We start from the raw sequence: 13,122 nt of genomic DNA, 5'->3' as shown, positions 1-13,122 counted from the left end.
TAAGCAACTTTGCCTGTCACATACGAAAATGAACCGCTTCCGGCAGTTGCAATCACACCTGGTTATTGACGTCCGTGTTTTATTATCCTTATAATCATTTCAGAGCTTTCCGCTTCAAATTTGAAATAGTTCATTCATTACCAAACCGGTGAATAGACCTTACGTACATACGTAAAGCCTACATTACACAATATTATTTTTAGGAGGAAGCATGGTCATGACACACGTATCGGAGATTTTGAATTTTAACAAGAAATTTGTGGAGGAAAAAGAATACGAAGCCTATCTGACCAGCCGCTTTCCGGATAAAAAAATGCTTGTCATCACTTGTATGGATACACGGCTGGTAGAGCTTTTGCCGAAAGCCATGAATTTCAAAAACGGTGATGTCAAAGTTATCAAAAACGCCGGCGCCGTCATCTCCCAGCCCTTCGGTTCAGTTATGCGAAGCGTTATGGTCGCGCTGTATGAGCTGGATGCGGAAGAGGTTATTGTAGTTGGACACTATGAGTGCGGCATGGCATCCCTGAACGCGGACAAAATGATCAACTCCATAAAAGAACGCGGCGTATCCGATGAAGTCCTGTCGACACTTGAGAATTCGGGAATCAAGCTGACCAAATGGCTGCGCGGGTTTGACAATGTGAAGGACGGGGTAATTCAGACTGTGGAGCTTATTAAGCGCCATCCCTTACTCCCCCCAAACGTACCTATTCACGGCATGATCATCGATCCGGCTACCGGAGCGCTTGAGCTTGTCTCGGACGGGTATGTGGAGAACAAGGCAACTCTCTGAAAATGTTTTTGGCGTGGACGTGATGTCCACGCACTTTTTTTGTCCAAAAAGCGGCCAAAAAATAATCCCAAAGATTTTTAATTAAAATTGAAACCTCCTTGGGCATACTGCGTATTACCGGGCAGAACCACAAAATTTTGAGACAACCTTAGGAGGGTACTCGTACTAAATGAAATCCATGAAACGCGTAATGATGATCGTAATGGCCTTTACCCTGTTCTTTGCTGTAACCGCTCCCGATTTTGCGGATGCGAGACGCGGAGGGGGTTTTAAATCCGGCAGCCGCGGCTTTACCACGACTCCGAAGAAATCAACTACGGATAATGTTAGAAAAAGCGATAGCACTACTGGTACTACAGCCGGAACTGCCGGTACTGCAAAACGCGGATTTTTCAGCGGCGGCTCACTGATGAAGGGATTGATGATCGGCGGACTCGCCGGCTTCCTGTTCGGCAGCATGTTTGCCGGAATGGGCGCTTTCGGCAACATCCTCGGTTTCCTGGTTAATATGCTTGCCATCTATCTTGTTGTGGTGCTTGTAATGTCCTTCTTCCGCCGCAGAAGAGAAAGACGCAGACTTGAGGAAAGAGACGGCCGCTACTAATGTCTACAACTGTTCTCAGTATGGATGAAATTATTAACGCCATCTGCCTTCATATGGCTGAGCGTAAAGGCGTCCGGGTTCAGGAGGTCCAGGTTGAGCTTAGCTGGGAGGAAGACACCGGCTATACCGCAGAGGTCTGGATCCAGGGACGCAGCCAATACCTGGTCGAATCCAACATGATTGAAGCGATTCTCCGCTATCTGCACAGCGAGTACGGTATCCGGGCTTACCGTGAGGATGTACGGCTGGATCTGGATGAGGAAATTACGGCAATTGTGAATACCTAAAGCAGATTGTGTAAAAGAGACAGCCCATACGCTGTCTCTTTTTTCTATGTTTATACAGCCGGTTCGCTATTCACGGAAATATTGTATCAATGTGCCCCGGCCCCCTGCCAGCTCCACCTCGGCATAAGCACCGTTAACCAGCGTCATCTGAGGCGGAACATGACCGAAGTCCAGATCATAAAGAACCGGCAGCTGCAGCTCTTCCGCCAAATCCCGGTACACTTCCTCTGTGGTATATCCGTACAGCTGCTGATTGCCCTCGCACCGCCCGAACAGAATCCCCGAGCAATTGTCAAACCAGCCGGCATATTTCATATGTACAAGCGATCTGCGGAGATCCGCCGTATTCAGTTCACAATTTTCCAGATACCAGAGAATCGGCTCCCCCTGGATGAAATTCCGGCTGAATTGCTGCACATTGCCATACGGCGTTCCGATGATATGCCGGATAATGTCAATACAGCCGCCGAGCAGACGGCCCTTTATTGAAACATCCTGACCCGATACGCTCTTCCATAAGGTTGGAGTATTAAGGTTAAACAGGTAAGGCGACGGGCTGACTGTTCCCGCTCCTGCTCCCTGATGCTTTTGTGAGGATTGCTGTACAATGCTGCCGCCGGGCGGGGTTGAAAGCACCTTTTGCCACATGACACTCGTCTCATCGGTCTTCTTGCCGCGCAAATCCCCGAGACTTGGGCCGTGTGCGGTAGCTATGCCCGTGCGCAAGGTGATCGTAAGCAGCAGCAGGCTGATATCGGAGAATCCCAGCACCCATTTGGGTCTGAGCTGGTCAAAATCAATAAACTCCAGCATCTCAATCAGCAGCTCGCCGCCCCAGGGCGGTATGATCAGGCCGATGGATTCATCCTGCATCATCTCGATGAACTCCATCCCCCGCTCCCTGCCCGAAGCGGATCTTGCTTTGTCATGCTTGTACACCGTCTGGCCGAGACTCACCTGGTAGCCTCTTTCCGTCATCCGCTCCACAGCCTCGTCTAAAACCTCCCGATGCTGCTCGTCCGCCCCAAACGATGAAGCAGTTACACCTATAACCGCTCCAGGTTTAAGGATTGGATATGTAATCATTCCGATTCCCCCCTCGATTTGGCTGTCCCTGTACCCGCAACCGGCCTGGAAATGGTACGCTAAGCCTATGTTTACGGTTCTTTCCAGTTTATCATCTTACCTGCTTACCCTGAAAGCAGAATAATTCTGCTTACGAGGATTAAACTGGCCGAGCCGCACCAACCAGAGGAGTTCTCCATAACATTAAAAGACATGACCGGTTATCCTGCAACGCTGCAGCAACCCGGATCATGCCTTTTTTTCATATACCAGAAACCTGAGGTTAAATCAATGAGATGGCAAGCAGCTCGAACAGGACCAGCGGCAGAATGACATTGTTGTTAACAGGACCCGGATAAGGCGGATAAGGATAAAACGGCCCAGGGTACGGCTTGTAGTAAGGGTTATAGAAGCCGCGCGGCGTGTCCATGGTGACTGTGACCATGAGGTACATATTTTTGCTGTCCATCCCGGCAATGATGCCTTCATGCGTCATTCCGTCGAGAGTCTGAACCTTCACCTTATGATTTAAATAGGGTTTACAGGAATGATGCAGGGACTCGCGAACCCCATGTAAATGCTGCACAACCGCCGGATCTGCCTGATAGATAACCGTAGCTGTCTGGCCGGTACTGTATGTCGACATAGCATCCTACCTCCGTTATTGGATTTGCTCCATTCTATGCAGATGCCTATATGATGGTGTCTTTGGAGAATCCGCCCCGTTGTCCGGCGCTCAGCCGTTTCCGGGTATTGACTGCTTCACCCACGCCAAAAAACCGCACATCGGCAGCAGGCCAGGTACGGTTCTACGGGCTTTAAACACTAGGCAAACCAGAACGGCGCAGCTTAAAAAGCCACTCCAATCCCGCCTTCACCGGCATACGTCCCCATAACCGGGCCCATGCTGGAGAATACCACCTCTTTGAAGGGGTGTTTTTCGAGAATACGTGCTTTGATCTCCAGCGCCAGCTTCTCGCAGTTGCTGTGAACAATGGCAATCGCCGCTTTCTCGTAATCGTACTGCTTCTCGTCGAGCTTGCTTAACAGAAGATTCAGCGCTTTTGGCAAACCGCGTGTCTTCTCTACTACCTCAACTCTGCCCTCATCACTGATCTTCAGCAGCAGCTTGATGTTGAGTACAGACGCTACCGCGCCAGACAAACGGTTCAAGCGTCCGCCTTTTATAACGTTTTCTAAAGTATCCAGCGTGAAATAGGCTGTAGTTTCTTCAACTTGTTTAAGTACGCTTTCCTTCAGTTCGGCCAGGCTGCAAGTTAGTGACAGACGCGCCGCCGTTGCCACAAGAAGTGACAGGCCTCCGGAAAATCGTTTCGTATCTATAATTTCGATCGCGTTTGGATGTCCTTCTTCCTCGTACATCTCCTTGGCAATCGTGGCTGTCTGGTAAGTGCTGCTGATGTTGGAGGACATACAGAGGACCAGGATATCCGTGCCCGGCTCCACCTCCTTGAATGCTTCGAGAAAACTTTGCGGGCTTGGGCTGGCCGTTGTCGGCAGCTCCTTGGACCCACGCATCATTTCGTAAAAGGCTTTGGTCTCCGTGTGTTCAGGCATCAGATCATGCCCGAAATGAACCGGCAGATGAACAATAGTCACATTATACTTCTCAACATACTCAAGGGGCAGATCGGAACCGCTGTCCGTAATTATCTTGATGGCCATCAGGGTACTCTCCTTTCAAATTCTATATCATTATAGACAGGAGTCCGGATTATCAATAGTACATTTTATAACTTGTCAAAATTGTGGTTTTATGCTTAGGCATTACAATATGGATGATTCCCTTTATTACCCCGAATGCTGAAGATAATACATAGCGGTTTCCGGTTATCCGGAGCTTTCTAACCTTTTCCTGATGTGATATGGTGTATAAATCAGCGAAAAAGGGAGTGTAGCAAGTGAGCAAGAACAGAGTATGGAACCGGGGCAAGCATAACGGCGGGGGTCTGCAGAAACGGCAGCATCCGGAAGCAGTCGCGGCAAGATCAGAATCGCCTGACGTAAATGTCCAGGAACCGGTTAATCCTCGGATTGACGCCGTTAAACCGATGAACCGCAGTAACTGGGTCAGCCGCCCGTCACGGGTCGCTCCGAAGGATAGAGGACGGACGGAAAAGTAATTATGCTACAGGAACGGGGCAGCCACGTGAAGATAGATAATTTGCCAACGGACAAACATGATTTCAAGAGTGTTGAACTGCTTGCCGGTCTGGAGGAATCCCAGGTGATTCCGCTGATCCCTAAGCTTTTGGAATGGGTGCAGGATATCAACTGGCCGATAGCAGCTGCTGTTGCTGATCTACTTCAAAAGTATAAGGTTCATACTGTCTCTCATATTGAGGCAGTGTTCTTACTCCGAAACGATTCCATCTGGATATATAATATCCTGGCTTATTTAATGAATGAGTGGGACAGCAGATCAGTATCTGCCCTATCGTCATCTATACTCAAACTGGCACAGGCACCGGACGTTTATGAAGATACTGATTTGCTGGCTGTTGAAATGCTCTGGAAACATCGTTTGATTACAAAAAAGGCTGCCGCCGTTCTGCTGGAGACAAAGCTGAGCGATACGGAGGGAATGTTGAACCGTTTCACAGCTGAACAGAGGAATTTATATCAGACAATGGAAAATGAGCGGCTGCATATTCTTGGCACCGATCCTGCACAAATGATGAACCATCTCCTCAATTACAGCGATGAAACCTTTGGGCAGAAACGGGAGCTTGAAAATTTGCTTCGCCGTCAAGAAGAAATAGCAGCAACAATAAACAGAATTATGGAATAGGCTTATCCGACTTCAAGTTCCAGTTATCTAGTTGGATTTTCGCCACTTAGTTTCTGTATTTCTCATCCTCCACAACGATTAGGTGGAAAATCACCACCTATTTCGGGCTATTTACCGGCTTGAAGGTAATTTCGAAGGAATTAAGTGGCGTTTTTCCAACTAGATTTTCGATAGCGTGGTTTAGCGGAGAATTAAGTAGCGTTTTTCCAATTAGATAAGTTTTATCGTGACCTTCTAACGGGATAGCCGTAGCGGTTCGCCGTAGTTCGCACTATCCAGACATGTACATACTTCCCGGCAAAAAAAAGATGACTCCTTTATACCGAATCATCTTTTTTGAGTTATTCACTTTCGTTTTATAGCAATCCTGCTTCATCTGCTGCGTTACAGGCTTACACTTCTCATCCCCTGCTCCGGGTAACGCGTTCCGGCCGCGCTGCCTTTAGGTGCTGCCTCATTAATACGCTCCAGGTCGCTGTCACTTAGCCGGATCTCCAGTGCACCAGCGTTCTCTTCCAGGTACTTTGTCCGTTTGGTGCCGGGGATCGGCACGATGTCATCGCCCTGGGCGAGCAGCCAGGCCAAAGCCAGCTGGGACGGCTGAACCCCCTGCTCCGCTGCAATTTCTTTGATCCGCTCTACAAGCTCAAGATTCTTATTGAAATTCTCGCCCTGAAAGCGCGGGGAATTGCGGCGGTAGTCATCCTCAGCCAAATCCTCAAATGTACGGATCTGTCCGGTAAGAAAACCTCTGCCGAGCGGGCTGTACGGCACAAAGCCAATGCCGAGCTCACGGCAGACCGGGAGGATCTCATCCTCCACATCCCGGCTCCAGAGTGAATATTCCGTCTGGAGCGCTGTAATCGGATGTACCTGGTGTGCACGCTGAATGGTAGCCGCTCCGGCTTCCGACAAGCCGAGAAAACGGACTTTACCCGCCTTAACCAGATCGGCCATAGCGCCAACAGTCTCCTCGATAGGCGTATTCGGGTCTACCCGGTGCTGGTAGTACAAATCGATATGATCGACGCCCAGCCGCCGCAGGCTGGCATCACAGGCAGCCTTCACATATTCCGGCCGGCCGTTGATCCCAAGCATCCTTCCGTCACTGCTGCGCACATTGCCGAACTTGGTGGCGATAATGACATCGTTGCGGCGTCCTTTGACCGCCTGTCCTACCAGCTCCTCATTCCGCCCGACGCCATACATATCCGCCGTATCCAAAAAATTAATGCCCAAATCAAAAGCACGGTAAATCGTCCGCACCGACTCCTGATCATCCCGTCCGCTGTAGAAATCAGACATTCCCATGCAGCCGAGTCCAAGCGCCGATACCTTCAGACCTTCACGTCCCAGTGTTCTGGTATTCATTATGCATTCCGCCTCTCCTGAGCATAAATTGTACAAAAGGCTTTTCAGATAATCACATTACTCCGCTCACCGGTAAAAAGCAAAAAAAGGATGAGCGGCTGCACGGCCGTCCATCCTTCTGCTACTACTCTTTCAGCCTTTGCCGGCTGATTGCCCTTACAAATCCCTGCCCTCATACCGGAAAAACGAGAAATCCGCATAGCTGCCGGCGAACTGGTTCATGTCGTGGGCGGCGATGCCGACAAAGTTGCCGGTGAAGCCGCCGGTGAGGAAGCCGAGCTCCTGTGAACCGTACAGGGCTGTCCACTCCTCTGTATTACTGCGGCGGTAAAAGAATTGTCCCGCAGCCCCTTCAACGGATACAGCCAGCTGGACCGGCGACTGCCCGTCTAAAGCAATAGCCGCAGGCTCATAGCTGAAGCTGTCCGCTTCGCATTTCATCAGCCGCAGCACTCTGCCCTGGCCCTGCTCATGAGAGACATACGCGTACAGATAATTGTCCTCGTTCAGATAGAGCAGCAGGCCGGCCATCTGCAGATAGCTCTGCGGCTGATATTCCAGCGCCGTTTCCGCGCGGAAGCTTATATCACTCTGGCGTACTGCCAGAATGTGATGCTTGAACAGGCTCTGTACGGATTCACCGGCAGTAAGCCGGAGATAACCGGGACGGGCTGTAAATGAACACCAGCTGTCGTCCGCCAGAATCCGCAGCGTGTTCCAGGTCTTCTTCAGCTGCGGGCCTTCGAAGCGGTCCTCGAATACTGTACTGCGGCCAGCCCCGCTAACAGTCACGCCCTCTGGAGCAGGAAGCGTAAGCTGCGGCTCATTGCCGCCGGCGCTAAGCCGCAGCCAGCCTGCTTCATCCCAGTACACCTGCTGCAGCGCTGTTTCGCGTCCGAGAATAGCATACTTGCCGTCTACGGGCCGGGTGCAAAGATGCGCCATGTACCACTCCCCGCCCGGTGTCTGCACCAGGCTGCCGTGTCCGGCACACTGCAGCGGCAGGTCCGGGTTATTGCGTGAGGTGAGCATCGGGTTCTGGGGATCCACCTCATAAGGACCGGCAAGCTCCCGCGAGCGGGCAACCGTAACGGCATGACCTGTACCTGTTCCGCCTTCGGCGGTAATCAGGTAGTAATAGCCGTTCTGCTTGTAGATATGCGGCGCTTCAGTCTTCTTCAGCGGCGTACAGTCAAACAGCTTGGCCGGCTCGCCGGTCAGCCGCTGTGCAGCTGCATCATACTCCTGGATTACAATGCCGCTGGACTTATTGCCTTCCAGAATGCGGTAGTCCCACAGGGCATTCAGCAGCCATTTCCGGCCGTCGCTATCATGAAACAGAGAGGGATCAAACCCGCTGCTGTTCAGGTAGACCGGCTCTGACCAAGGGCCTTCGATGGATGGCGCCGTCATCAGGTAATTGTGGCAGTCCTTGAACGGGCGTTTGGTGCTTTTGACATCCGTATACAGCAGGTAGAATAAATCATCGTGATAGCTCAGCTGCGGCGCCCAGATGCTGCAGTTCTTGGGATTACCCCGCAGATCGACCTGCGAGGTAAGAATATCGGTGCAGTGCTCCCAGTCCGCGAGATTAGCAGATGAATAGATCCGCACCCCCGGCAGCCATTCAAACGATGAAACCGCGATATAATAGATTTTTCCGACACGCAGAATACACGGGTCCGGATTAAATCCGGGCAGTACCGGATTACGGATGATTGCAGTCATAGCTAACTCCACCTTCCAAATATCTTGTCTTACAAATGCTCCGCCAAAAAAGCCTGCCAGGCCACGCGCATCTCCAGCGTTTCCATATGTCCGCCTGTTGCCGTGACGTTCCGCCAGTTCTCCGGCTTGCCGGCCGCCTCATAGGCTGCAGACAACCCTTCGTCCAGCAGCCTTACGCCCTCAGCCGGACACATCCGGTCGCTGCGGCCGTTCAGGCTCATCCGCGGCCGCGGAACGATCCGCTGCTGAATCTCAAGCGTCGTGTAATGCTTGAGCAGTCCCGGTACATAGGAGTAGAAGCCGTGATGATCGAGGCCTCTTTTGTCGATTAAAGTCTGAGCATCCACCTGTCCGCAAATATCGACCGTTACCTTGACCCGCTCATCCAGCGCCGCCAGCCACCAGGCCATCAGCCCGCCCATGGACATGCCGATGGTGCCGATCCGCTCAGCATCAATGTCGTCGCGGCAGCACAGATAGTCCAGCGCCCGGCGGCTGTCGTAGAGCATCATGCCCCACAGGACTTTACCGGTCCAGAGCATTTCCTTCACCAGCTCGCTCTCGGCCTTGCCGCCGCGCTCGTTGAAGCCCCACATATCAATGCAGCAGACGGCATAGCCCATGGCTGTCAGCGTCTTGGCAAAGGAAGGCGACTGCAGATAAGTGCTGCTGTTAAGCAGCTCCTTGCGGCCATTCGTGTAGTTCCCGCCGTGCGAATGGTTGAACAGCACCAAAGGGAACGGCCCGTCACCTACCAGCGGCTTAACGAGCGTTGCCGGCACCTTCTCCAGCCCGTTCAGCTCCAGCAGCAGTGATTCCATGCGAAAGCCGTCATAAATCTCCTGCTTCAGCAGCACCGCTTCAACCGGTCCTGGACCATGCTCCGGCAGATCGCCGAGCAGCGACTCCAAAGGAACTTTATGATTACTCATCTTAAGCACCGTCCTATCCCTTCAGATTCAGATCAGCCCCGGCAAGCGTTACCCGCTCTTCCAGCTGCTCCGGCTTGCGGGTGTTCCGCGATTCGCAGCCGATAAGCTCAACCCGGTCACCGTTCTCGATGTAGAAAGCCGGTCCCTCATGATTCTCGACCGTCACCTGATGGAATTTCACGTTCCGCACATTGCCGAGGTAGAATCCGCGGTTATTCATATTCTCCATGCCGGTCATCATGTCCGGATGGCCCGGCACCGCATTCTCCGCCATGGAAATATCAACATTGCTGAACGTTACTTCAGATACATACTGCTCAGCCAGCCCGTACAGGAACCCGGCAGCGGCATGCACATTGCGTGCGGTAATGTTGGCAAAATGCACCCGGCGGAAGCAAGGCGTCTCATCCGTAACGGGATACGGATTTTTGTCCCAGACATATTTCTCCTTGCCGCGGGGGCCGCAGAAGTAATACAGATTCATCGTGAACGGACACAGCACATGGTCCATCACAATGTTCGAGATGCGGATATCTTCAACGATTCCGCCCCGGCCGCGCCGCGACTTCATGCGGATCCCGCGGTCCGTCTCCTTGAAGATACAGTTGCTGATGACCACATTGCGGATGTCTCCGCTCATCTCGCTGCCGAGCACTACAGCGCCGTGGCCGTGGGCCATGGTGCAGTTCGTGATCGTAATATTTTCACATGGAATCCGCTCGGCCGTATCCTCGGTTCCCGCCTTGATCGCAATGCAGTCGTCCCCGACATCAATGCTGCAGTTGCTGATCCGCACACCGTTACAGGACTCAGGATCGATACCGTCCGTATTCGGGGAATCGGCCGGATTGATGATTGACACATTGTCCACAGTGACATTGCTGCACTCAATCGGATTAACTGTCCAGCTTGGCGAATTGAGCAGCGTAACGTCCTTGATCGTTACCCGGCTGCAGCGGTCAAAGCTGATCAGCTTCGGACGCGGATAAGCCAGCTCCCCGCGGCGGTTACGGAACACATCCCACCATGGTCCCCCGTTGCCGTCAAGCGTTCCGCTGCCTGTGATGGAGATGTTGAACAGGTCACTGCCGTAGATGCAGGAAGCATAAACCTGCTGACGGACGCCTTCCCATCTGGATTCCACCACCGGGTAATCACCCTGATCTGTACTGAAGGACAGCACAGCCCCCGGGCATAAATGCAGCTCGATATTGCTTTTCAGAATAATAGCCCCGCTTAAGAACCGACCTGCCGGAACATAGACCGTTCCGCCGCCGGCTTCACTTGCCGCTGCAATCGCTTCATGAATCGCTGAAGTTGCAAGGATTCCGCTATCCCGCTGTGCGCCGTAATCGGTAATGTTATACACCTGCAGCATGGGAACCTCCTTGTCCGGACAGCCCGGAATCGCCGGAGCCTGCTCTTAACTGCTCATACTCCGCGCAGGCCTGCAGGAATGCCCCCAGCCCCTTCTGGTCGTTCGTAATAATCGGCTCGCTGATGTAATACGCATACGTTCCGTCCCGTTTGTCCGCACCGCCGAGTCCGGCGACCTGGCAGTTTTTGTTCAGATTGACCCGGCCTTCCTTCGTTAAAAGCACAAATTCGGCGATCAGCCCGGCGTAAGCGCGGTCGAGCATCTCAGTCCAGCTGTCGTCCAGAGCACCTAGCCGGATGCCTTTGCCCAGTGCATACACGATCATGCTGGAAGCCGATGCTTCCAGATAGTTGCCCTTGCGCTCCCCAAGATTAACGACCTGATACCACACGCCTGCTTCGGCATCCTGATAGTTCTTTAACGCATCAAGGGTATCCCGCAGAATGCGCACCAGCTCGGCATAGTCTGCATGATCTTCCGGCAGTATTTCCAGCACATCGACCAGCGCCATCAGATACCAGCCCATCGAGCGGCCCCAGAAATTTTCGGACAGGCCGGTCTCCGGATTGCACCATGGCTGAACCTTTTTTTCGTCCCAGGCATGGAACAGCAGGCCGGTTACCGGGTCTTTGGTATGCTTTTCGCACAGGATAAACTGCTTCGTTACATCACCCAAATCTGCCCCTTCCTCAAAAGTCAGCAGATACTCCAGATAGAACGGTGAACCCATATAGAGTCCGTCGAGCCAGATCTGGTACGGATAGATTTGTTTATGCCAGAATGCGCCCTCCGAGGTCCGGGGATGGGTCTGCAGCTGATCGCGCAGGTTAGCGGCCGCCAGCTTGTATTTTTCAAGTCCGGTCTCTGCATACAGCGTAAACAGCAGCTTGCCGTTATTGATATGATCAATGTTGTATTCATCCTTGCGGTAGCCGCGGATACTGCCGTCCTCCTGAATGAAATAGTCCATATTGTCAGCGATATAATTGAAATATTTGCGTTCACCCGTCTGCTTCCACAGCAGCTCATAGCCCTTCAGCACCACACCGTAATCGTACGACCATTTGCCGTTGTAACCCTTATCCTCATACAGTCTCGGCAGACGCTCCATCAGCGTATCAGCCGTCTTTACAGCCCATTTCTCTCCCACTTTGCATCCTCCTCTTATTGTAAAAAAGTCCCTCTAACCTTCAGCGAATCCAGCTTGCATCCCCGCCAAAAACGGCCTCCAGCGTATACCGCTCCAGCTCATGCTCCTGCAGCGGCTTAGACCAGCCCACCCGCTTGTCCGCATGCGCTCCCGGTCCCTCAGAACCGGCTTCGCCGTAATGCACGGTGTGCCACACACTGGCCTTGTCCCAGTCATTCCAGCCCTCACGGCGGATATGTGCTCCCATCCAGCAATCGAGGAACACCGTCCGGGCGTAGTCGCGCCACGGTCTTCCCAGGTATACAGTGTCTTCGGCCGCATCGCTGACCAGCCGGCATTTATGAAACACAAAGCCTGTCTGCTTATCTTCAGGAGTAGCGGCAGCCGTAACGAAACCGTTAATCTCCTTGCCCAGATCCAGGCTGACAATTTCGCATTCATGAAAATAAGCCGTAGCCGATCCGAAAATAAAATCGATATCCCCCGTGATCCGGCAATACTCAAAATAATTGCGCCCGCTCCGGTTCACCTTTTCTTCCTTGGGCTTCGCCAGATACAGCGTATCCTGGGCCGCAAGAAAGGTGCAGTTCCTGAATGACACCTTGTCGGCATCGACATAGAGCGCTACCGCCTGGCCGACCTCATCGCTGCTGCCGGCTGTATTTTCAAAAATGATATTTTCCACCGTGATGTTATCACCGGTAATATAAGTGCTGCATGAGCCAAAGGTGCCGATTGGCGTACCTTCATTCCCAGGCTTTCGCGCATAATCGTCGTAGGACAGTCTTACCCCGCCTTCGCCAATCAACCGTAAATTAGGTTTATTGATGCGAAGCTTCTCATAATATACACCCGCTTTAATGTGCAGTACTGTTACTTCCCCTGTTCCTTCCGGTATGCTGTCCACCGCGGCCTGAACAGAGCTGTAATCCCCGCCAGTCTTGCTGATCAACATCTGCTTCATTTTTTATCACCTCAAATCCCGTATATCCTGCACAA

The 13,122-nt window shown here is 52.3% G+C and carries 14 protein-coding genes; 5 read left to right on the top strand and 9 right to left on the bottom strand.

Translation table 11 applies throughout. The features are described 5' to 3' along the window. Window positions 1-217: 217 nt before the first annotated feature. The 3 genes from AWJ19_RS17275 (at window position 218) to AWJ19_RS17265 (ending at window position 1,687) form a co-directional block, all read left to right on the top strand. Window positions 218-796 carry a carbonic anhydrase gene (locus AWJ19_RS17275; RefSeq protein WP_068725583.1) on the top strand — a complete coding sequence of 193 codons (579 nt, stop codon included), beginning with the start codon at window positions 218-220 and terminating at the stop codon, window positions 794-796. A 178-nt stretch (window positions 797-974) separates the two neighbouring features. Continuing rightward, a complete protein-coding gene (locus AWJ19_RS17270) occupies window positions 975-1,400 on the top strand; it encodes a hypothetical protein (RefSeq protein ID WP_068725623.1) in 426 nt (141 codons plus the stop codon). Then, window positions 1,400-1,687 carry a YxcD family protein gene (locus AWJ19_RS17265; RefSeq protein WP_068725581.1) on the top strand — a complete coding sequence of 96 codons (288 nt, stop codon included), beginning with the start codon at window positions 1,400-1,402 and terminating at the stop codon, window positions 1,685-1,687. Before AWJ19_RS17270 ends, AWJ19_RS17265 begins: the two co-directional genes overlap by 1 nt. A gap of 66 nt (window positions 1,688-1,753) precedes the next feature. On the opposite strand, the gene AWJ19_RS17260 is transcribed toward AWJ19_RS17265, so the two are convergent. The 3 genes from AWJ19_RS17260 to AWJ19_RS17250 all read right to left on the bottom strand — a co-directional run bounded on the left by AWJ19_RS17260 (window position 1,754) and on the right by AWJ19_RS17250 (window position 4,438). Continuing rightward, complete coding sequence (locus AWJ19_RS17260) at window positions 1,754-2,773, bottom strand: S66 peptidase family protein (RefSeq protein WP_068725579.1); 1,020 nt, start codon at window positions 2,771-2,773, stop codon at window positions 1,754-1,756. Between the two features lie 262 nt (window positions 2,774-3,035). Further along, window positions 3,036-3,398, bottom strand: coding sequence for a hypothetical protein (locus AWJ19_RS17255; protein WP_068725578.1), 363 nt, complete (start codon window positions 3,396-3,398; stop codon window positions 3,036-3,038). A gap of 203 nt (window positions 3,399-3,601) precedes the next feature. Beyond that, window positions 3,602-4,438, bottom strand: a complete 837-nt coding sequence (locus tag AWJ19_RS17250) for a DegV family protein (protein ID WP_068725575.1) — start codon at window positions 4,436-4,438, stop codon at window positions 3,602-3,604. 236 nt (window positions 4,439-4,674) lie between these two features. On the opposite strand from AWJ19_RS17250, the gene AWJ19_RS17245 reads away from it, so the two are divergent. Together AWJ19_RS17245 and AWJ19_RS17240 are read left to right on the top strand one after the other, a co-directional pair. Next, window positions 4,675-4,896 carry a hypothetical protein gene (locus AWJ19_RS17245; RefSeq protein ID WP_068725574.1) on the top strand — a complete coding sequence of 74 codons (222 nt, stop codon included), beginning with the start codon at window positions 4,675-4,677 and terminating at the stop codon, window positions 4,894-4,896. 26 nt (window positions 4,897-4,922) lie between these two features. Next, window positions 4,923-5,564 (top strand): DUF5071 domain-containing protein, encoded by a 642-nt coding sequence (locus tag AWJ19_RS17240; RefSeq protein WP_157890031.1) that lies wholly within the window; start codon window positions 4,923-4,925, stop codon window positions 5,562-5,564. Window positions 5,565-5,948: 384 nt separating this feature from the next. Here AWJ19_RS17240 and AWJ19_RS17235 read toward each other — a convergent pair whose 3' ends face one another. The 6 genes from AWJ19_RS17235 to AWJ19_RS17210 all read right to left on the bottom strand — a co-directional run bounded on the left by AWJ19_RS17235 (window position 5,949) and on the right by AWJ19_RS17210 (window position 13,087). Then, complete coding sequence (locus tag AWJ19_RS17235) at window positions 5,949-6,935, bottom strand: aldo/keto reductase (protein WP_068725571.1); 987 nt, start codon at window positions 6,933-6,935, stop codon at window positions 5,949-5,951. Window positions 6,936-7,091: 156 nt separating this feature from the next. Then, window positions 7,092-8,663, bottom strand: coding sequence for a glycoside hydrolase family 43 protein (locus AWJ19_RS17230; RefSeq protein ID WP_068725569.1), 1,572 nt, complete (start codon window positions 8,661-8,663; stop codon window positions 7,092-7,094). A 29-nt stretch (window positions 8,664-8,692) separates the two neighbouring features. Continuing rightward, entirely contained in the window at window positions 8,693-9,595 is a 903-nt protein-coding gene (locus AWJ19_RS17225) for an alpha/beta fold hydrolase (protein WP_068725567.1), read from the bottom strand. Between the two features lie 13 nt (window positions 9,596-9,608). Then, a complete protein-coding gene (locus tag AWJ19_RS17220; protein WP_068725621.1) occupies window positions 9,609-10,970 on the bottom strand; it encodes a glycoside hydrolase family 28 protein in 1,362 nt (453 codons plus the stop codon). After that, a complete protein-coding gene (locus AWJ19_RS17215; RefSeq protein ID WP_277815821.1) occupies window positions 10,957-12,123 on the bottom strand; it encodes a glycoside hydrolase family 88 protein in 1,167 nt (388 codons plus the stop codon). Before AWJ19_RS17215 ends, AWJ19_RS17220 begins: the two co-directional genes overlap by 14 nt. A 40-nt stretch (window positions 12,124-12,163) precedes the next feature. Beyond that, on the bottom strand, window positions 12,164-13,087 hold the full coding sequence (locus tag AWJ19_RS17210) for a pectinesterase family protein (protein ID WP_241781787.1): 924 nt from the start codon (window positions 13,085-13,087) through the stop codon (window positions 12,164-12,166). Between the last annotated feature and the right edge of the window lie 35 nt (window positions 13,088-13,122).

The sequence above is a fragment of the Paenibacillus sp. DMB5 genome, assembly GCF_001517085.1.
GTDB lineage: Bacteria > Bacillota > Bacilli > Paenibacillales > Paenibacillaceae > Paenibacillus_AQ.
The sequence above is the reverse complement of the archived record's forward strand: the minus strand, read 5'-3'. Positions and strand labels throughout refer to the sequence as shown.

Coding starts and splice junctions, on each gene's coding strand:
- AWJ19_RS17250 (WP_068725575.1), bottom strand. CDS start 4,438: ATGGCCATCAAGATAATTACGGACAGCGGTTCCGATCTGCCCCTTGAG.
- AWJ19_RS17210 (WP_241781787.1), bottom strand. CDS start 13,087: ATGAAGCAGATGTTGATCAGCAAGACTGGCGGGGATTACAGCTCTGTT.
- AWJ19_RS17235 (WP_068725571.1), bottom strand. CDS start 6,935: ATGAATACCAGAACACTGGGACGTGAAGGTCTGAAGGTATCGGCGCTT.
- AWJ19_RS17265 (WP_068725581.1), top strand. CDS start 1,400: ATGTCTACAACTGTTCTCAGTATGGATGAAATTATTAACGCCATCTGC.
- AWJ19_RS17255 (WP_068725578.1), bottom strand. CDS start 3,398: ATGTCGACATACAGTACCGGCCAGACAGCTACGGTTATCTATCAGGCA.
- AWJ19_RS17225 (WP_068725567.1), bottom strand. CDS start 9,595: ATGAGTAATCATAAAGTTCCTTTGGAGTCGCTGCTCGGCGATCTGCCG.
- AWJ19_RS17260 (WP_068725579.1), bottom strand. CDS start 2,773: ATGATTACATATCCAATCCTTAAACCTGGAGCGGTTATAGGTGTAACT.
- AWJ19_RS17275 (WP_068725583.1), top strand. CDS start 218: ATGACACACGTATCGGAGATTTTGAATTTTAACAAGAAATTTGTGGAG.
- AWJ19_RS17230 (WP_068725569.1), bottom strand. CDS start 8,663: ATGACTGCAATCATCCGTAATCCGGTACTGCCCGGATTTAATCCGGAC.
- AWJ19_RS17270 (WP_068725623.1), top strand. CDS start 975: ATGAAACGCGTAATGATGATCGTAATGGCCTTTACCCTGTTCTTTGCT.